At 62.2% G+C, this 18,304-nt stretch carries 16 protein-coding genes; 9 read left to right on the top strand and 7 right to left on the bottom strand.

The window, feature by feature from the left end; translation table 11 throughout:
- Positions 1 to 50 precede the first annotated feature (50 nt).
- Positions 51 to 992, top strand: a complete 942-nt coding sequence (locus G7025_RS18820) for an AEC family transporter (RefSeq protein ID WP_181080612.1) — start codon at positions 51 to 53, stop codon at positions 990 to 992.
- On the opposite strand, the gene G7025_RS18825 is transcribed toward G7025_RS18820, so the two are convergent.
- The 6 genes from G7025_RS18825 to gatC form a co-directional block, all read right to left on the bottom strand.
- Positions 989 to 1,369, bottom strand: coding sequence for a carboxymuconolactone decarboxylase family protein (locus tag G7025_RS18825; RefSeq protein WP_181080613.1), 381 nt, complete (start codon positions 1,367 to 1,369; stop codon positions 989 to 991). The two genes, G7025_RS18820 and G7025_RS18825, sit on opposite strands and share 4 nt — an antisense overlap.
- Positions 1,366 to 2,412 carry a calcium/sodium antiporter gene (locus tag G7025_RS18830; RefSeq protein WP_181080652.1) on the bottom strand — a complete coding sequence of 349 codons (1,047 nt, stop codon included), beginning with the start codon at positions 2,410 to 2,412 and terminating at the stop codon, positions 1,366 to 1,368. The genes G7025_RS18825 and G7025_RS18830 overlap by 4 nt, the downstream gene beginning before the upstream one ends.
- A gap of 67 nt (positions 2,413 to 2,479) precedes the next feature.
- Positions 2,480 to 2,851: a septal ring lytic transglycosylase RlpA family protein gene (locus G7025_RS18835; RefSeq protein WP_181080614.1), complete on the bottom strand. Its 372-nt coding sequence runs from the start codon at positions 2,849 to 2,851 to the stop codon at positions 2,480 to 2,482.
- A gap of 158 nt (positions 2,852 to 3,009) precedes the next feature.
- Positions 3,010 to 4,455 carry an Asp-tRNA(Asn)/Glu-tRNA(Gln) amidotransferase subunit GatB gene (gene gatB, locus G7025_RS18840; RefSeq protein WP_181080615.1) on the bottom strand — a complete coding sequence of 482 codons (1,446 nt, stop codon included), beginning with the start codon at positions 4,453 to 4,455 and terminating at the stop codon, positions 3,010 to 3,012.
- A gap of 10 nt (positions 4,456 to 4,465) precedes the next feature.
- Complete coding sequence (gene gatA / locus G7025_RS18845) at positions 4,466 to 5,917, bottom strand: Asp-tRNA(Asn)/Glu-tRNA(Gln) amidotransferase subunit GatA (protein WP_181080616.1); 1,452 nt, start codon at positions 5,915 to 5,917, stop codon at positions 4,466 to 4,468.
- 16 nt (positions 5,918 to 5,933) lie between these two features.
- Positions 5,934 to 6,221 (bottom strand): Asp-tRNA(Asn)/Glu-tRNA(Gln) amidotransferase subunit GatC, encoded by a 288-nt coding sequence (gene gatC / locus G7025_RS18850; protein WP_005784804.1) that lies wholly within the window; start codon positions 6,219 to 6,221, stop codon positions 5,934 to 5,936.
- A gap of 210 nt (positions 6,222 to 6,431) precedes the next feature.
- On the opposite strand from gatC, the gene mreB reads away from it, so the two are divergent.
- The 8 genes from mreB (at position 6,432) to tldD (ending at position 17,649) form a co-directional block, all read left to right on the top strand.
- Positions 6,432 to 7,469, top strand: a complete 1,038-nt coding sequence (gene mreB / locus G7025_RS18855) for a rod shape-determining protein MreB (RefSeq protein ID WP_002555108.1) — start codon at positions 6,432 to 6,434, stop codon at positions 7,467 to 7,469.
- 140 nt (positions 7,470 to 7,609) lie between these two features.
- Positions 7,610 to 8,722, top strand: a complete 1,113-nt coding sequence (gene mreC / locus G7025_RS18860) for a rod shape-determining protein MreC (protein ID WP_181080653.1) — start codon at positions 7,610 to 7,612, stop codon at positions 8,720 to 8,722.
- The gene (gene mreD, locus G7025_RS18865) at positions 8,722 to 9,210 is read left to right on the top strand and encodes a rod shape-determining protein MreD (RefSeq protein WP_181080617.1); all 489 of its coding nucleotides are present in this window, start codon (positions 8,722 to 8,724) and stop codon (positions 9,208 to 9,210) included. Before mreC ends, mreD begins: the two co-directional genes overlap by 1 nt.
- Before the next feature lie 51 nt (positions 9,211 to 9,261).
- The gene (locus G7025_RS18870; RefSeq protein WP_181080618.1) at positions 9,262 to 9,858 is read left to right on the top strand and encodes a Maf family protein; all 597 of its coding nucleotides are present in this window, start codon (positions 9,262 to 9,264) and stop codon (positions 9,856 to 9,858) included.
- Positions 9,859 to 9,928: 70 nt separating this feature from the next.
- On the top strand, positions 9,929 to 11,386 hold the full coding sequence (gene rng, locus G7025_RS18875; RefSeq protein ID WP_181080619.1) for a ribonuclease G: 1,458 nt from the start codon (positions 9,929 to 9,931) through the stop codon (positions 11,384 to 11,386).
- A 76-nt stretch (positions 11,387 to 11,462) separates the two neighbouring features.
- Entirely contained in the window at positions 11,463 to 15,278 is a 3,816-nt protein-coding gene (locus G7025_RS18880; protein WP_181080620.1) for a YhdP family protein, read from the top strand.
- Positions 15,279 to 15,341: 63 nt separating this feature from the next.
- A complete protein-coding gene (locus G7025_RS18885) occupies positions 15,342 to 16,190 on the top strand; it encodes a carbon-nitrogen hydrolase family protein (protein ID WP_181080621.1) in 849 nt (282 codons plus the stop codon).
- A 16-nt stretch (positions 16,191 to 16,206) separates the two neighbouring features.
- Positions 16,207 to 17,649, top strand: a complete 1,443-nt coding sequence (gene tldD / locus G7025_RS18890) for a metalloprotease TldD (RefSeq protein WP_181080622.1) — start codon at positions 16,207 to 16,209, stop codon at positions 17,647 to 17,649.
- 44 nt (positions 17,650 to 17,693) lie between these two features.
- Here the strand turns inward: tldD and yjgA are convergent, their stop codons facing one another.
- A complete protein-coding gene (yjgA, locus tag G7025_RS18895; RefSeq protein WP_181080623.1) occupies positions 17,694 to 18,215 on the bottom strand; it encodes a ribosome biogenesis factor YjgA in 522 nt (173 codons plus the stop codon).
- Between the last annotated feature and the right edge of the window lie 89 nt (positions 18,216 to 18,304).

Below are 18,304 nucleotides of genomic sequence, written 5' to 3' on the forward strand. Positions count from 1 at the left end.
CATGGCTTATCATTAGCCACCTAACGACGCTCACCAAGGTTCTCCCCGGCATGCTGGCTATCTTTCTCACTACCCTCACGATCACCGCGCCGGTGTTTGCCATGCTGTTTCTGGGTGTGCTGCTCAAGCGCATCAACTGGATCAACGACAACTTTATCCACACCGCATCGTCCCTGGTGTTCAACGTCACCATGCCGGCGTTGCTGTTCCTCGGCATCCTGCACGCCGACCTGCATTCGGCGCTCAAGCCGGGCCTGCTGATCTACTTTTCCGTGGCCACGCTGGTGAGCTTTGCGCTGGCCTGGGCCTGGGCCATCTTTCGTTGCCGCAAAGAAGACCGTGGCATCTATACCCAAGGCGCGTTTCGCGGTAATAACGGGGTGATCGGTCTGGCGTTGGCCGCCAGCATGTATGGCGACTACGGCATCTCCCTCGGTGCGATCCTCGCGGCGCTGGTGATCCTGTTCTACAACACCCTGTCGACCATCGTGCTGGCGGTGTACAGCCCGGTGATCAAGTCCGACCCGTGGAGCATCTTCAAAAGCGTGATCGCCAACCCGCTGATCATCAGCGTGATTGCCGCCGCGCCGTTCGCGTACTTTCAGATCGGTCTGCCGGGCTGGCTGGAAAAATCCGCCCAGTATCTGGCCGACACGACCTTGCCGCTGGCGCTGATCTGCATCGGCGGTACCTTGTCCCTGGCGGCGCTGCGCAAAAGCGGCAGCATGGCCTTGAGTGCGAGCCTGATGAAGATGATCTGGCTGCCGCTGCTCGCCACCCTGGGCGCTTGGCTGCTGGGCTTTCGCGGGGCGGAACTGGGGATTCTGTTCCTGTACTTCGGTGCGCCGACGGCGGCTGCCAGTTTTGTGATGGCTCGCGCGGCCGAGGGCAATCATGAACTGGCGGCGGCGATTATTGTGATCACCACGCTGATGGCGGCGGTGACCACGAATATCGGGATCTTTGTGTTGCAGGCCGGGGGCTGGATCTAGGCGTCCTGCTGGTAGCTGTCGATCACTTCCTGCGCTGCCCGAAACGCATCGATGGCGGCCGGTACCCCGGCGTACACCGCACAATGCAGCAGCGCCTCGCGAATCTCTTCCACGGTACAGCCATTGTTCAGCGCGCCGCGCACATGGCCCTTGAGTTCCTGCGGGCACTTGAGCGCGGTCAGGGCGGCGAGAGTGATCAGGCTGCGGGTCTTGAGCGGCAGCCCGTCGCGGTTCCACACACTGCCCCAGGCGTGCTCGTTGACGAAGTCCTGCAGCGGCTGGGTGAAGTCCGTGGCATTGCCCAGTGCGCGGTCGACAAACGCGTCGCCCATCACCTGGCGACGCATCTCAACCCCGGGTGTTTTCTGCTCGGTCATGACGATTCCCTCTTGTGTTGGCGGCGCCAGGCTCGCAGCGTGCTGAACAACAGGAAAGCCACCAGCACTGGCAGGATGTAATACACCATCAAGTGTTCAAGTTTGTTGGCCAGGGGCATGCCGGTGGTGAACGACATCACATGCAGCCCATACGCCAGGTACAAGCCCAGCAGCACCAAACCTTCGGCACGGGTCACGCGGTAGCCGGTATAGAACACCGGCAGGCACAGCACCACCACGCCCAGCATCACCGGCAAATCGAAATCCAGCGCATTGGGCGATACCGACAGCGGCGACGGCGCGAGCACGGCGGTAAGGCCCAGCACGCCCAGCAGGTTGAACAGGTTGCTGCCGATCACGTTGCCTACGGCAATTTCCCGCTGGCCGCGCAGGGCGGCGATCAGGGAGGTGGCCATGCACGGCAGCGAGGTGCCGACGCCGATCAGTGTCAGGCCGATAATGCGTTCCGACAGGCCCAGGTCGCCCGCCACATCCACTGCCGCACCCAGCAGCAGGTGGCCGGCCAGTACCAGGATCAGCAGCCCGCCGAGCATCAGCAGCACACTGCTCAGCCACGGCGCCCGTGCCACGGTGTCGAGCGTGCGCGGGCGCCGTGAGTGTCGGGTCTGATAATGCAGCACGCCGAGATAGGCGCTCAGGGCCACCAGCAGCAACACGCCATCGAGCGGCGTGAGTTCTTCATTGGCGGCCAGGGTGAACACCAGCAGCCCGGCGAGGATCATCACCGGAATATCCAGGCGTACCAGTTGGCGCGACACCCGCAGGGGGATGATCAGCGCAGAAAGGCCCAGGGTCACCAGGATGTTGAAGATGCCGCTGCCGATCACACTGCCCACGGCAATGTCGGTATTGCCGGCCAGGGTGGCCTGCAGGCTGACCGTCATCTGCGGCGCGCTGCTGCCGAAGGCCACGATGGTCAAGCCGATGATCAATGGCCGTACCTTGAGGCTCGCCGCCAGGCGCACGGCGGCGCGCACCAGGATTTCGGCGCCAAGGATCAGCAACACGAGGCCGCTGGTCAGTTCGAGCAGGCTCCAGGGGGAGAGGGCGGTTAATCCGAAAATGGCCAGGGCTCCTTTGCGCTGTGGTTCAGTTGCTCAGGGCTTGCACGCGAACGCGGGCGGTGCCGCTGCCGAGCATACCCAGTTGCTCGGCCGCCTTGCGGGAAAGATCAATCAAGCGCCCACGGGCATGTGGGCCGCGATCGTTGATGCGCACCACCACGGCTCGATCGTTGTTCAGGTTGGTGACCCTGACCTGAGTGCCGAAGGGCAGGCGCCGATGGGCGGCGGTCAGGGCGTTCTGGTTGAAGGGTTCACCGCTGGCAGTCTTCTTGCCATGGTGTCTGGCGCCGTAATAGGAAGCGGTGCCGGTTTCGTCGTAGCCATTGGGGTCGATGATGCCGCTGGCGCAACCGCCTAAAAGAGAGAACAGGGCCAGGAGGCCGAGTAGACGCTTCATTCCAAGGTTACCCCGTTACAAATGTGGGAGGGGGCTTGCCCCCGATAGCTGAGTGTCAGCCGCCACTGGGTTGACTGAATCACCGCTATCGGGGGCAAGCCCCCTCGCACAGGGAGTCCGAGTTAAGCGTGAAGTCTCACTCGGACCATTCATCGCTGTCAGCCTTCAAGCTTGCTTTTGAGCAGCTCGTTCACCTGTTGCGGGTTGGCCTTGCCCTTGGAGGCTTTCATGGCCTGGCCCACAAAGAAGCCGAACATCTTGCCGCGCTTGGCCTCGTCTGCCGCACGGTACTGCTCGACCTGCTCGGCGTTGGCCGCGAGCATTTCATCGAGTACGGCCGAAATCGCGCCACTGTCGGTGACTTGCTTGAGGCCGCGCTTTTCGATGATCTCGTCGGCACTGCCTTCGCCGCTGGCCATGGCTTCGAACACGGTCTTGGCGATCTTGCCGGAGATGGTGTTGTCCTTGATGCGCAGCAGCATGCCGCCCAGTTGCTCGGCGGTGACCGGTGCTTCGTCGATTTCCAGGCCCTGTTTGTTCAACAGGCTGCCCAGTTCGACCATCACCCAGTTGGCCGCCAGTTTGGCGTCACCGGCAATGCTCACGACTTTTTCGAAGTAGTTGGCTTGTTCGCGGCTGGAGGCCAAAACGCTGGCATCGTAGACCGACAGGCCGAACTGCGCCTGGAAGCGCTCGCGTTTCTGCTGTGGCAATTCCGGCAGGGTGGCGCGGATGTCATTGAGGAACGAATCCTCCAGCACCACCGGCAACAGGTCCGGATCGGGGAAGTAACGGTAGTCGTTGGCTTCCTCTTTGCTGCGCATGGCGCGGGTTTCGTCCTTGTTCGGGTCGTACAGGCGCGTTTGCTGGATAACCTTGCCGCCATCTTCGATCAGTTCGATCTGGCGGCGCACTTCGCTGTTGATCGCTTTCTCGATAAAGCGGAACGAGTTGACGTTCTTGATCTCGCAGCGGGTGCCGAATTCGACCTGGCCCTTTGGACGGATCGATACGTTGCAGTCGCAACGCAGCGAGCCTTCGGCCATGTTGCCGTCGCAGATACCCAGGTAGCGCACCAGCGCGTGGATGGTCTTGACGTAGGCCACGGCTTCCTTGGCGCTGCGCATGTCCGGCTCGGAGACGATCTCCAGCAGTGGCGTGCCGGCGCGGTTCAGGTCGATACCGGTAGCGCCCGGGAATTCTTCGTGCAGGCTTTTACCGGCATCCTCTTCCAGGTGGGCGCGGGTCACGCCGACACGTTTGATCGTGCCGTCTTCCAGCGGGATGTCCAGGTGGCCCTTGCCGACGATCGGCAGTTCCATCTGGCTGATCTGATAGCCCTTGGGCAGATCCGGGTAAAAGTAGTTCTTGCGTGCAAACACGTTGTGCTGGCCGATCTCGGCGTCAATCGCCAGGCCGAACATCACCGCCATGCGTACCGCTTCCTGGTTCAGCACCGGCAGTACGCCGGGCATGCCCAGGTCGACCAGGCTGGCCTGGGTGTTGGGCTCGGAGCCGAACGTGGTGGCGCTACCGGAGAAAATCTTCGATTGGGTGGCGAGCTGGGTATGAATCTCCAGCCCGATCACGACTTCCCATTGCATAGTGTTCTCCTCAGAAGCCGGTAGGGGTGCGGGTGTGCCAGTCAGTGTGCAACTGGTACTGGTGCGCCACATTGAGCAGGCGGCCTTCCTGGAAATACGGGGCCAGCAACTGCACGCCCACCGGCAGGCCATCGACGAAACCGGCCGGCATGGACAAGCCTGGCAAGCCCGCGAGGTTGGCGGTGATGGTGTAGAGGTCTTCCAGGTACTCGGCGATCGGGTCGCCGGTCTTGGCGCCGATCTTCCAGGCCGGGTTCGGCGTGGTCGGGCCGAGGATCACGTCGACTTCTTCGAAGGCGGCCATGAAGTCGTTCTTGATCAGGCGTCGGATTTTCTGCGCCTTGAGGTAGTAAGCGTCGTAATAGCCGGCCGACAGGGCATACGCACCGACCATGATGCGGCGCTGCACTTCGGCACCGAAGCCTTCGCCACGGGAGCGCTTGTACAGGTCGGTGAGGTCCTTCGGGTTCTCGCAGCGGTAGCCGAAGCGCACGCCGTCGAAACGCGACAGGTTGGAGGAGGCTTCCGCTGGCGCGATCACGTAGTAGGCAGGAATCGCGTGCTGGTTGTTCGGCAGGCTGATTTCCTTGATGACGGCGCCGAGCTTTTCCAGCTCTTTGATGCTGTTATGCACCAACTCGGCGATGCGCGGGTCGAGGCCGGCGCTGAAGTATTCCTTCGGCACGCCGATGCGCAGGCCCTTGATCGAGGCGTTGAGGCTGGCGCTGTAGTCCGGCACCGGTTCATCGATGCTGGTGGAATCCTGCGGGTCGAAGCCGGCCATGCCCTGCAGCAGCAGCGCGCAGTCTTCGGCGCTGCGGGCCAGCGGGCCGCCCTGATCGAGGCTGGAGGCGTAGGCGATCATGCCCCAACGGGAGACGCGACCGTAGGTCGGCTTCAAACCGGTGAGGTTAGTGAACGCCGCCGGCTGGCGGATCGAGCCGCCGGTGTCGGTGGCGGTGGCCGCCGGCAGGAAACGCGCGGCAACGGCGGCTGCCGAACCCCCGGACGAACCACCCGGCACGTGTTCCAGGTTCCATGGGTTTTTTACCGCGCCGTAGTAGCTCGACTCGTTGGCCGAACCCATGGCGAATTCGTCCATGTTGGTCTTGCCCAGAGTCACGGCCCCCGCCGTCGCGAGCTTGGACACCACGGTGGCGTCGTAGGGTGCCTTGAAGTTGTCGAGCATCTTCGAGCCGCAACTGGTGCGAATGCCCTGGGTGCAGAACAGGTCTTTGTGGGCGATCGGGGCGCCCAGCAGTGCGCCGTTCTCACCGTTGGCGCGACGGGCGTCGGCGGCCTTGGCCTGGCTCAGGGCCAGTTCTTCGGTGAGGCTGATGAAGCTGTTGACCTTGGGGTCCAGCTCGGCGATGCGCGCCAGCAGGGTTTTGGTCAGCTCTTCGGAGGAAAACTTTTTATCGGCGAGACCGCGGGCGATCTCGGCCAGAGTCATGTGATGCATGAAAGGCTCTTTCCCTTTAGTCGATGACTTTCGGAACCAGGTACAGGCCGTTTTCGACCGCTGGCGCGATGGACTGGTAGGCCTCGCGATTATTGCGTTCGGTCACCACGTCTGCGCGCAGGCGCTGGCTGGCTTCCAGCGGGTGAGCCAGGGGCTCGATGCCGTCGGTGTCTACGGCCTGCATTTGGTCAACCAGCCCGAGAATGCTGTTCAGGGCTGCGGTGGTCTGTGGAAGATCGGCATCATTAAGGCCAAGCGAGGCCAGATGCGCGATTTTTTCCACGTCGGAGCGTTCAAGCGCCATGGGAATCTCCAGTGGAAAACAGAACGGAGGCTGTCCGTGTGTTAGATTGTCGGAACACTACCGCATTTCTACGGTCTTACGGCCGCGATTGTGGGGGTTGGTGCACAGAAAGTCGGCCAATTTAGCACATTGGCGCCTTGCCCAAAATCCCTGTCGTTGTTAGAGTTTGCCGCACTTTTTTACCCACGCGTTGCCTAGGGTCCCTTTCCCATGTTCAAGAAACTGCGTGGCATGTTTTCCAGCGATCTTTCCATTGACCTGGGCACTGCCAACACCCTTATTTACGTGCGCGAGCGCGGTATCGTTCTGAATGAGCCATCGGTTGTGGCCATTCGGACCCATGGTAATCAGAAAAGTGTCGTTGCCGTCGGCACCGAGGCCAAGCGCATGCTCGGCCGAACACCCGGCAATATTGCTGCCATTCGTCCGATGAAGGACGGCGTGATCGCCGACTTCAGCGTCTGCGAAAAGATGCTGCAGTATTTCATCAACAAGGTTCACGAAAACAGTTTCCTGCAGCCCAGCCCTCGTGTGCTGATCTGCGTTCCCTGCAAGTCCACCCAGGTGGAGCGTCGCGCCATCCGTGAATCGGCCCTCGGCGCCGGTGCTCGCGAAGTGTTCCTGATCGAAGAGCCAATGGCTGCCGCCATCGGTGCCGGCCTGCCGGTTGAGGAAGCGCGCGGTTCGATGGTGGTGGATATCGGTGGTGGTACTACCGAAATCGCCCTGATTTCCCTGAATGGTGTGGTGTATGCCGAATCCGTCCGCGTAGGCGGCGACCGTTTCGACGAAGCGATCATTACCTACGTGCGCCGTAACTACGGCAGCCTGATCGGCGAATCCACCGCCGAGCGCATCAAGCAGGAAATCGGTACGGCCTATCCGGGCGGCGAAGTACGCGAAGTCGATGTTCGCGGTCGCAACCTGGCCGAAGGCGTCCCTCGTGCCTTCACCCTGAACTCCAATGAAGTGCTGGAAGCTCTGCAAGAGTCGCTGGCCACTATCGTTCAGGCGGTGAAAAGCGCCCTGGAGCAATCGCCGCCGGAATTGGCGTCCGACATCGCCGAGCGCGGCCTGGTCCTGACCGGTGGTGGCGCCTTGCTGCGCGACCTCGACAAGTTGCTGGCCCAGGAAACCGGCCTGCCGGTGATCGTCGCCGAAGACCCGTTGACCTGTGTTGCCCGTGGCGGTGGTCGTGCACTGGAAATGATGGATAAGCACACCATGGACCTGCTCTCCAGCGAATAAGACATTGCTGGTTTGCCCATGCGTCGCCCACAGGCAGCACTTTGCAGTGCTGCCTGTGGGCGTTTATCTTCTTCAATCTGCATCCAGGCCGGTTTGATGCCGTATGAATAAAGAGAACATTTGCCTGGGAGGAGCGGCCTATTAAACCGCTTTTCGCCAAAGGCCCCTCATTGGGCGTGCGCTTATTGGTGCTGGTCGTGCTTTCGGTCGCGTTGATGGTGGTCGACGCGCGCTTCGCACTGCTCAAGCCGGTGCGCAGCCAGATGTCGCTGGTGTTGATGCAGACTTACTGGATCACCGACCTGCCGCAACGTCTCTATCAGGGCGTGGCCAGCCAATTCGGCAGCCGCACTGAGCTGGTCGCCGAGAACGAAAAACTCAAGACTGAAAACCTGCTGCTGCAGGGGCGCATGCAAAAGCTCGCGGCCCTGACCGAGCAGAACGTTCGGCTGCGCGAGTTGCTCAATTCGTCTGCACTGGTCAACGAAAAGGTCGAAGTGGCCGAGTTGATCGGCATGGACCCCAACCCCTTTACCCATCGCATCATCATCAACAAGGGTGAGCGCGACGGCGTAGTCCTGGGCCAGCCGGTGCTGGATGCGCGTGGCCTGATGGGCCAGGTGGTCGAGCTGATGCCCTACACCTCGCGGGTATTGTTGCTGACGGATACCACCCACAGCATCCCTGTGCAGGTCAACCGTAACGGGCTGCGCGCGATTGCCAGCGGTACCGGCAATCCCGAGCGTCTGGAGTTGCGCCACGTGGCCGATACCGCCGACATCAAGGAAGGCGACCTGCTGGTCAGTTCCGGGTTGGGGCAGCGTTTCCCCGCCGGTTACCCGGTGGCGACGGTCAAGGAAGTGATCCACGATTCCGGCCAGCCGTTCGCTATTGTGCGCGCCGTGCCCACTGCTGCCTTGAACCGCAGCCGTTACCTGCTGCTGGTATTCAGCGACAACCGCACCCCGGAGGAGCGCGCCAACGAAGCCGCCCAGGCCCAGGAAGCGGAAGACAAAAAGAACGGCACCTCACCGATCATCCCCGCGACGGTGCCCAAGCCCGCGCCGGCAACTCCTGCGGCGCCGGCAACAGCGCCGGCAGCGACCGCGCCTGTGGCCACGCCGGCCAAGCCTGCGGCTCATGGCGCCCATCCGGTCAAGCCCGCCGCCACTAAGCCGCCTGCAACCACCGCGCCAGCCACCAAGCCGCCCGCGGCTGCGGCCCCGGCAGCTACGCGGCAGAGGGAGGAATAATGGCCAGTACCCATTCGCGAAATGGCTGGATCGTCTGGCTGACGTTTGCCATCGGTTTATTGCTCAGCGTGTCGCCACTGCCCCAGTTCATGGAAATCCTGCGCCCGCTGTGGCTGGCGCTGCTGCTGGCCTTCTGGTCGTTGAACCTGCCGCATAAAGTCGGCATGGTCACCGCCATGTTCCTGGGCTTGGCGCAAGACGTACTCTATGGCACCTTGCTGGGCCAGAACGCGCTGATTCTGACCCTGATTACGTTCCTGGTGTTGTCGTTGCAGCAGCGTCTGCGCATGTTTCCGATGTGGCAGCAGTGCCTGGTGATCCTGGTGATCTTCGGCCTGGCGCAGTTGGTACAGTTGTGGCTCAGTGCCCTGACCGGCAATCGTCAACCGACCCTGGCGCTGGTATTGCCGGCACTGGTCAGTGCTTTGCTGTGGCCGTGGATCAGTTTCGGCCTGCGCGGGTTACGTCGCCGCTATAAGATCAATTGAATGGATTGCGAGGCTCTGCCTGGTTATCGAACCCTACAGGGAGAGTCTGCAATGAATACGCTGTATCTGGCCTCCGGCTCCCCCCGGCGGCGTGAACTGCTGACCCAGATCGGTGTGCCCTTCACCGTGGTCAGCGCCGCAATTGATGAAACTCCCCTCGCAAATGAATCCGCGGTTGCCTATGTCGAGCGTCTGGCGCGCGGCAAGGCGGCGGCTGGTTTTGCCGCGCTTGGGCAAGGCTTGGGCGGTTGTGTGCTGGGCGCCGATACGGCCGTGGTGGTGGACGCAAAGATCCTCGGCAAGCCCGTGGATCAGGCCGATGCCCTGGCTATGTTGATGGCGTTGGCGGGGCGCGAACACGAAGTCCTGACTGCCGTCGCCCTGACGGATGGCACGCGTTGTGAAGCCCTATGTGTCAGCAGCCTTGTACGTTTTCGCGCCATCTCGTTGGAGGAGGCGACAGCCTACTGGCGCAGCGGCGAACCGCGGGATAAGGCCGGCGGCTATGCTATTCAAGGGCTGGGGTCGGTGTTTGTCACAGGGCTCAACGGCAGCTATTCCGCGGTGGTCGGCCTGCCAGTGTGCGAAACCGCGCAACTGCTCGCTCGATTCGACATACCCTGTTGGCAAAACCTTACCGTGCGCTGAATGCGTTACTCCAGCGCCCAGCCTTAAGCGATCGGTCACTATTGTGAAAACGCCTGAACGAGACCCAGCCATGAGTGAAGAGATTCTGATCAATATCACGCCGATGGAATCGCGCGTGGCGGTGGTAGAGAACGGTGTTCTGCAGGAAGTGCACGTCGAGCGAACCCAGAAACGCGGGATCGTAGGCAATATCTACAAAGGCAAAGTGGTGCGGGTATTGCCGGGCATGCAGGCGGCGTTCGTCGACATCGGCCTGGACCGCGCGGCGTTCATCCATGCGTCGGAGATTTCCCTGCGTGAAGGTCCGGCCGTCGAGAGCATCAGCGCACTGGTGCACGAAGGGCAGAGCCTGGTGGTGCAAGTCACCAAGGACCCCATCGGCTCAAAGGGCGCACGCCTGACCACTCAACTGTCGATTCCGTCGCGTTACCTTGTGTATATGCCGCGTACGGCCCATGTCGGCATTTCCCTGAAGATCGAAGACGAAGCCGAGCGCGATCGTCTTAAGAAAGTGGTCAGCGATTGTGTGGCCGCCGAAGGTATCAAGGAGGCGGGCGGGTTCATCCTGCGCACTGCCGCCGAAGGTGCCGGCGCCGATGAGATCCTTATGGACATCCGCTACCTGCGGCGTTTATGGGACCAGATCGGCGCACAGATCAAGACCATCGGCGCCCCCAGCGTGATCTATGAAGACCTGGGCCTGGCGCTGCGTACCCTGCGCGATCTGGTCAGCCCCAAGATAGAGAAAATTCGCATCGACTCGCGGGAAACGTTCCAGCGCACCACGCAGTTTGTCGCCGAGTTGATGCCGGAAATTGCCGACCGCCTGGAGCACTACCCCGGCGAGCGGCCGATCTTCGATTTGTACGGCGTCGAGGACGAAATTCAGAAAGCCTTGGAGCGCAAAGTGCCGCTCAAGTCCGGTGGCTACCTGGTGGTGGACCCGGCGGAAGCCATGACCACCATCGATGTCAACACCGGAGCATTCGTCGGCCATCGCAACCTTGAGGAAACCATCTTCAAGACCAACCTCGAAGCGGCCACGGCGATTGCCCGCCAGCTGCGCCTGCGCAACCTGGGCGGCATCATCATCATTGATTTCATCGACATGGAAGATGAAGAGCATCAGCGCCAGGTCTTGCGCACGCTCGAAAAGCAGCTGGAACGCGATCACGCCAAGACCAATATCATCGGCATCACCGAGCTGGGGCTGGTGCAGATGACCCGCAAGCGTACCCGTGAAAGCCTGGAGCAAGTGCTGTGCGAGCCGTGCAGCAGCTGTCAGGGCCGGGGAAAATTGAAAACTCCGGAAACGGTTTGCTATGAGATTTTCCGGGAAATCTTACGAGAGGCGCGGGCGTATCAGGCCGAAGGATATAGAGTGCTTGCCAACCAGAAAGTGGTTGACCGATTGCTGGATGAAGAGTCCGGTAACGTCGCCGAGCTGGAGGTGTTTATCGGCCGTACGATTCGCTTCCAGGTCGAAACCATGTATTCCCAGGAACAATACGACGTGGTGCTGCTCTGATCCCCATTCGCTTTCCTTTCACGCGAGCGGCGGCCTTTGTGCCGCCGTCCGACTACTGCCTTGAGGGTCGCCCGACATGGAGCGTCTGATACGCTTTTTTGCCGCTTTGACCCGTTGGGGCCTCGGCCTGTGCGCTTTGCTGCTGGTGTTGGCGGCCGTGTATGTGAGCCTGGGGCGCCAGTTGACCCCGCTGGTGGCCGAGTACCGGGCTGAAGTCGAAGCCAAGGCCGAGGCTGCGCTGGGCATGCCCATGCATATCGGGAGCCTTGAAGGGCGCTGGAGTGGCTTTGCGCCCGTGCTGCGTGCGCATGACGTGATGGTGGGCGAGGGCAGCAGCGCCCTGCGCCTGGACCAGGTCGAAGTGGTGCCGGATATCTGGGCCAGCCTGACCGCGCGCGAAGTGCGCATCGCTCACCTGCAACTCAGCGGCCTGCAGTTGAGCGTCAAGGAAGACAAGGACGGCCATTGGGCTTTGCAGGGCCTGCCGGTGCAGGACGACCAGCCGCTGGACCCGCAGCAGGTGCTGACACGCATGCAGCAGGTCAAGCGTGTATCGCTGCTCGACAGCCAAGTGACCCTGCAGCCGTTTGACCAGCCGTCGTCGACCCTCACCTACGTCGGCTTGAGCCTGCACACCGGCGTGTCCCGCCAGCGCCTGGATGCGCGCCTGACCCTGCCCGATGGCCAGCCGCTGGCCTTGAGCCTGCGCAGCCGCATCCGCGCCAGCCAATGGGAGGACGCCGAGATCCAGGCCTATGCGAGCCTGCCTCAGAGCGACTGGGCCAAATGGATTCCGGCTCGGCTGACCGGGCAATGGAAGCTCACGCAATTCAAGGCCGGTGGCGAGCTGTGGCTGAACTGGGGCAATGGCGCCGTGCAAAGCGCGGCGGTGCGTCTCAACTCGCCTCAGGCCAAAGGCAGCTATGCCGAGCGCAAGCCGGTGCATATCGAGAACCTCGCTCTCACCGCTTATCTGCAACGCAGTGATACCGGCCTTAACGTCCTGGTCGATTCGCTGGCGATGAGCCTGGGGGAAACCCGCTGGGAATCGCGCATGCAGTTGCAGCAGACGCTGGCTACCGAAAAGGCGCTTGAAGTCTGGAAGTTGCAGGCCGACCGGCTGGACTTGACGCCCATCACACCGCTGCTCAACGCACTGGCTCCGTTGCCGGAAGGCTTTGCCAAGGCGGTTGAACACATCAAGGCCACGGGGCTGCTGCGCAATGTTCTGGTGGATTTCCGTCCCCAGGACAGCTCCGATCAGAAAGTCAGTTTTGCCGCCAACCTCGAACGTGTGGGCTTTGATGCCTATTTCGGCGCGCCGGCCGCGCGTAACGTATCCGGCAGCATCAGCGGCGACCTGGGGCATGGCGAGCTGCGCATGGACAGCAAGGATTTTTCCCTGCACCTGGACCCCATCTTCGCCAAGCCCTGGCAGTACATTCAGGCCAACGCGCGCCTCACCTGGACCCTGGACAAGCAAGGGTTCACCCTGATCGCACCGTATATCAAGGTGCTGGGAGAGGAGGGCAAGATCGCCGCCGATTTCCTGATCCGTCTGCATTTCGACCACAGCCAGGAAGACTACATGGACCTGCGTGTCGGCCTGGTCGACGGCGACGGGCGCTTCACGCCCAAGTACCTGCCGGCGGTGCTGAGCCCGGCCCTGGATGAATGGCTGCGCACGGCGATCGTCAAGGGCGCGGTGGACGAAGGCTTCTTCCAGTACCAGGGCTCGCTGAACCATGACGCGGTGCGCGCGGCGCGTAATATCAGCCTGTTTTTCAAGGTGCATGACGCCGAGCTGGCGTTCCAGCCGGGCTGGCCCCATGTGAGCAACGTCGATGGCGAGGTGTTTGTCGAGGAGAGTGGCGTGCGCATCCTGGCGAGCAAGGGCCAATTGCTCGATACCCAGGTCAAGGATATCTACGTCAATATTCCCCATGCTCCGGCGGGCAAGGACAGTCATTTGCTGCTTACCGGTGGTTTCGCCGGCGGCCTGGGCGATGGCTTGAAGATCCTGCAGGAAGCGCCGATCGGCACGGCGTCGACCTTCGCCGGCTGGAAAGGCGAAGGCGACCTGCAAGGCAGGCTGGACCTGGATATCCCCCTGGCCAAGGGCACCGAACCCAAGATCGTGGTGGACTTCCAGACCGACAAGGCGCGCCTGCAACTGGCCGAGCCGACTCTGGATCTGACGCAGCTCAAGGGTGAATTCCGTTTCGACAGCGCCAAGGGCCTCAGTGGCCAGAACATATCCGCCCAAGCGTTTGAACGACCGATCACCGCGCAGATCTTCGCCGATGGCAAGCCGGGCAATATCAGTACCCGGGTCGTCGCCAAAGGCCAGGTCACGGTCAAGCGACTGACAGACTGGTTGAAAATTACCCAGCCGTTGCCGGTGTCCGGTGATATTCCCTACCAGTTGCAGCTCGATCTGGACGGGGCCGACAGTCAGTTGATGGTCAGTTCCAATCTCAAAGGCGTAGCGGTGGACCTGCCGGCACCGTTCGGCATGCCGGCCAGCCAGGGCCGCGACAGTACGTTTCGCATGACCCTGCAAGGCGCCGAGCGGCGCTACTGGTTCGACTACGGTGAGTTGGCGAACTTCACCTTTGCCGCCCGCCCGGACAAGTTCAATGAGGGCCGCGGTGAGTTGTTCCTCGGTGATGGCGACGCGGTGTTGCCCGGCGGTAAAGGCTTGCGCATTCGGGGTGTGCTCTCGGAGCTGGATATCGACCCTTGGAAAAAGCTGCTGAATCAATACGCCGGCAACGATCCCGGCGGCAGCGCCAAGGAACTGCTCAGCAGTGCCGATTTCAAAATCGGCAAGCTTACGGGGCTGGGCACTCAGTTCGATCAGGTCAGCCTGCAGTTGGACCGCAAACCCGCCGCGTGGGCCGTGCAGCTCGATAGCCGGCAGGCCAAGGGCAGCGTCAGCCTTCCGGACGCCAAGGGCGCGCCGATTGCGATCAACCTGCAATACGTCAAGCTGCCGGCGGTGGACCCGACCGTACAGGCTGACGAGAACGCACCGGACCCATTGGCCAGTATTGACCCCAAGGATATACCCGCGCTGGATATCGCCATTGATCAGCTGTTCCAGGGGCCGGACCTGATCGGGGCCTGGTCATTGAAGATCCGGCCTACCGCCAAGGGCCTGGCCTTCAACAGCCTGGACCTGGGCCTGAAGGGCATGCAGCTCAAGGGCGCCGGGGGTTGGGAGGGAGCACCGGGCGACAGCAGCAGTTGGTACAAGGGCCGGCTGGACGGCAGGAATATCGCCGATGTGCTCAAGGGCTGGGGCTTTGCGCCCACTGTGACCAGCGAGGATTTCCATCTCGATGTGGATGGGCGTTGGCCGGGCTCGCCGGCCTGGGTCGGGCCGAAGCGTTTCTCCGGCAGCCTGGATGCAGCGTTCCGCAAGGGCCAGTTCGTCGAAGTCGAGGGCGGGGCCCAGGCCCTGCGGGTATTTGGCCTGCTCAACTTCAACTCCATCGGGCGTCGACTGCGCCTGGATTTCTCGGATCTGCTCGGTAAAGGGTTGAGCTATGACCGGGTCAAAGGCCTGCTGGCGGCGAGTAACGGCGTGTTCGTGACCCGTGAGCCGATTACCATGACCGGACCTTCGAGTAATCTGGAGCTCAACGGTACGCTCGACCTGGTGGCCGATCGCGTTGACGCCAAGTTACTGGTGACGCTGCCGGTGACCAACAACCTGCCGATTGCTGCGTTGATCGTGGGGGCGCCGGCGGTCGGTGGTGCGTTGTTCCTGATCGACAAGCTGATTGGCGATCGTGTCTCGCGTTTCGCCAGCGTGCAATACAAGGTCGAAGGGCCTTGGAAAGATCCGAAGATCACCTTTGACAAGCCATTTGAAAAGCCAAACTGAGTGAGCGTGCAGTAGCATGGTGTCCTCTATGTTTGGTGCATGCCCATTACGGAGTGTCGCCCCATGTCCTTTGCGGTAATTCAGATGGTCAGCCAGAGCGACGTGCCAGCCAACTTGGCCCAGGCCCGACGCTTGCTGGAACGCGCCGCTGCGGGCGGAGCCAAGTTGGCGGTATTGCCGGAAAACTTCGCTGCGATGGGGCGGCGCGACGTGGCGGATATCGGCCGCGCCGAGGCGCTGGGCGAAGGCCCGATCCTGCCATGGTTGAAACAGACCGCCCGCGACCTCACCTTATGGATAGTGGCAGGCACGTTGCCGTTGCCGCCTGAAGGTCAACCGTATGCCAAGCCCAACGCTTGCTCGTTGTTGATCGATGATCGCGGCGAAATCGTCGCCCGCTACGACAAGCTGCATTTGTTCGATGTCGACGTCGCCGATGCGCGAGGTCGCTATCGCGAGTCTGACGACTATGCTTTCGGCAACCACGTGGTGGTGGCGGATACCCCGGTTGGGCGTCTGGGACTCACCGTATGTTACGACCTGCGCTTCCCGGAGCTGTACAGCGAGCTGCGCGCCGCAGGGGCCGAACTGATTACCGCGCCGTCGGCGTTTACGGCGGTGACCGGCGCCGCGCATTGGGATGTACTGATTCGCGCGCGGGCTATCGAGACCCAGTGCTACCTGCTCGCAGCGGCGCAGGGCGGCGTGCACCCGGTACCGCGGGAAACCTACGGTCACGCAGCGATTGTCGACCCATGGGGGCAGGTGCTGGCGCAACAGGATAAGGGCGAGGCGGTGCTGTTGGCCGCGCGCGACAGCAGTGAACAAGCGTCGATACGGGCGCGCATGCCGGTGGTCTGCCATCGGCGCTTTTTCTCGCAGGGCGCGCAGCGGCCTGCTTCGGAACGATGAATTTAAGGCCAAATCTATGAGCGAGTTGTTGTCCTCAGTCAGTGAACACCTCCTGGCACCCGGTGGCGTGACCATCGAAAACTTGCAAACGGTGTTGGGCGATCTGGCCGGGCCGGGCATCGACGCGGCCGACCTGTATTTCCAGGGGCAGATTTCCGAGTCCTGGTCCCTCGAAGACGGCATCGTCAAGGAAGGCAGTTTCAACCTTGACCAAGGCGTGGGCGTGCGTGCGCAGTCCGGTGAAAAAACCGGGTTTGCCTACAGCAATGCCATCACGCTGGAGGCCCTGGGCCTGGCGGCTCGCGCGGCGCGCTCGATCTCCCGTGCGGGCCAGCATGGCACGGTTCAGGCGTTCAGCAGCCAGGACGTGGCCCAGTTGTACGCTCCGGATAACCCCCTGGAAGTGATCAGCCGCGCCGAGAAGGTCGAGCTGCTCAAGCGTGTCGACGCCGCCACCCGCGCCCTGGACCTGCGTATCCAGCAGGTCAGCGTCAGCCTCGCCGGTGTATGGGAGCGCATCCTGGTGGCGTCCACCGATGGCAGCCTGGCGGCGGATGTGCGGCCGCTGGTGCGCTTCAATGTCAGTGTGATCGTCGAGCAGAACGGCCGTCGCGAGCGCGGCGGCCATGGCGGCGGCGGGCGAACCGACTACCGTTATTTCCTCAGCGAGGATCGCGCCATGGGCTATGCCCGGGAAGCGCTGCGTCAGGCACTGGTGAACCTGGAAGCCATTCCGGCGCCGGCGGGCACCTTGCCGGTGGTGCTGGGTTCGGGCTGGTCCGGAGTGTTGCTCCACGAAGCGGTGGGCCATGGCCTGGAAGGCGACTTCAACCGCAAGGGCAGTTCCGCCTACAGCGGGCGCATGGGCGAGAGCGTCGCCTCCAAGCTGTGCACCATCGTTGATGACGGCACACTGGCCGGCCGGCGTGGGTCGCTGAGCGTGGACGATGAAGGCACCCCGACCGAATGCACCACCCTGATCGAAAACGGGGTACTCAAGGGCTACATGCAGGACAAGCTCAATGCGCGGCTGATGGGCGTGGCGCGCACCGGCAACGGTCGTCGCGAATCCTACGCGCACCTGCCGATGCCGCGCATGACCAATACCTACATGCTTGCCGGTGAAAGCGACCCGGCGGAAATCATCGCCTCGGTCAAGCGCGGTATCTACTGCGCCAACCTTGGCGGCGGCCAGGTGGATATCACCAGCGGCAAGTTCGTGTTCTCTACCAGCGAAGCGTACTTGATCGAGGACGGCAAGATCACCGCGCCGGTCAAAGGCGCAACATTGATCGGCAACGGGCCGGAAGCCATGAGCAAGGTGTCCATGGTGGGTAACGATCTGTCCCTGGACAGCGGCGTGGGTACGTGCGGAAAAGACGGGCAGTCGGTGCCGGTGGGTGTCGGCCAGCCAACGCTGAAGATTGATGCGATTACCGTGGGTGGCACGGGGTCGTAAGCAGGGAGCTTCGGGTGGCGAAGGCCGCCACCCGGGGAAGAGGATCAGCGCAGGCCGCGTTGAGTCTCGTCCAGCTCACGGATGTACTTGAAAATTTTACGGCTGGTGGCCGGCGCCTTGTTATGCGCCAGTTCGTGCTGGGCCTGACGGATCAGGGAGCGCAGTTGTTGGCGGTCCGCATCCGGGTAGTCCAGCACGAATTTCTCCAGCACCGCGTCATCGCCCGAGATCAGGCGGTCACGCCAGCGCTCCAGGTTATGGAAGCGTTCGTTGTACTGGCGAGTGGAGGCATCGGTTTGATCGAGCAAGGCCAGAATGGCGTCAATGTCCTGATCGCGCATCAGCTTGCCGATAAACGAAATGTGCCGCTTACGCGCGATGTTCGCGGTGTGCTTGGGCGCATCCGCAAGCGCCCGACGCATTTCGTCGGTCAGTGGCAGTTTGGCAATCAAGTCTTTTTTGAGCGTCGTAAGGCGCTCGCCAAGGTCAACCAGAGCATGCAGCTCACGTTTGACCTGGGTTTTGCTTTTCTCCCCATCGAGGGAGTCGTCGTAAGAATCAACCATGGTGGCAGTCCGCAAAGAAACGCCGCCATGATAACCAGTCGGGGGCCGCTTGTCCGGCCCGGTCGCTCGATGGCCTTAACCGAAAGCAG

It is taken from the genome of Pseudomonas lurida, assembly GCF_013522705.1.
Lineage (GTDB): Bacteria > Pseudomonadota > Gammaproteobacteria > Pseudomonadales > Pseudomonadaceae > Aquipseudomonas > Aquipseudomonas quebecensis.

Coding starts and splice junctions, on each gene's coding strand:
- gatB (WP_181080615.1), bottom strand. CDS start 4,455: ATGCAATGGGAAGTCGTGATCGGGCTGGAGATTCATACCCAGCTCGCC.
- yjgA (WP_181080623.1), bottom strand. CDS start 18,215: ATGGTTGATTCTTACGACGACTCCCTCGATGGGGAGAAAAGCAAAACC.
- mreD (WP_181080617.1), top strand. CDS start 8,722: ATGGCCAGTACCCATTCGCGAAATGGCTGGATCGTCTGGCTGACGTTT.
- tldD (WP_181080622.1), top strand. CDS start 16,207: ATGAGCGAGTTGTTGTCCTCAGTCAGTGAACACCTCCTGGCACCCGGT.
- G7025_RS18870 (WP_181080618.1), top strand. CDS start 9,262: ATGAATACGCTGTATCTGGCCTCCGGCTCCCCCCGGCGGCGTGAACTG.
- G7025_RS18885 (WP_181080621.1), top strand. CDS start 15,342: ATGTCCTTTGCGGTAATTCAGATGGTCAGCCAGAGCGACGTGCCAGCC.
- rng (WP_181080619.1), top strand. CDS start 9,929: ATGAGTGAAGAGATTCTGATCAATATCACGCCGATGGAATCGCGCGTG.
- G7025_RS18835 (WP_181080614.1), bottom strand. CDS start 2,851: ATGAAGCGTCTACTCGGCCTCCTGGCCCTGTTCTCTCTTTTAGGCGGT.
- G7025_RS18820 (WP_181080612.1), top strand. CDS start 51: ATGCTGGCTATCTTTCTCACTACCCTCACGATCACCGCGCCGGTGTTT.
- G7025_RS18825 (WP_181080613.1), bottom strand. CDS start 1,369: ATGACCGAGCAGAAAACACCCGGGGTTGAGATGCGTCGCCAGGTGATG.
- G7025_RS18880 (WP_181080620.1), top strand. CDS start 11,463: ATGGAGCGTCTGATACGCTTTTTTGCCGCTTTGACCCGTTGGGGCCTC.
- gatA (WP_181080616.1), bottom strand. CDS start 5,917: ATGCATCACATGACTCTGGCCGAGATCGCCCGCGGTCTCGCCGATAAA.
- mreB (WP_002555108.1), top strand. CDS start 6,432: ATGTTCAAGAAACTGCGTGGCATGTTTTCCAGCGATCTTTCCATTGAC.
- gatC (WP_005784804.1), bottom strand. CDS start 6,221: ATGGCGCTTGAACGCTCCGACGTGGAAAAAATCGCGCATCTGGCCTCG.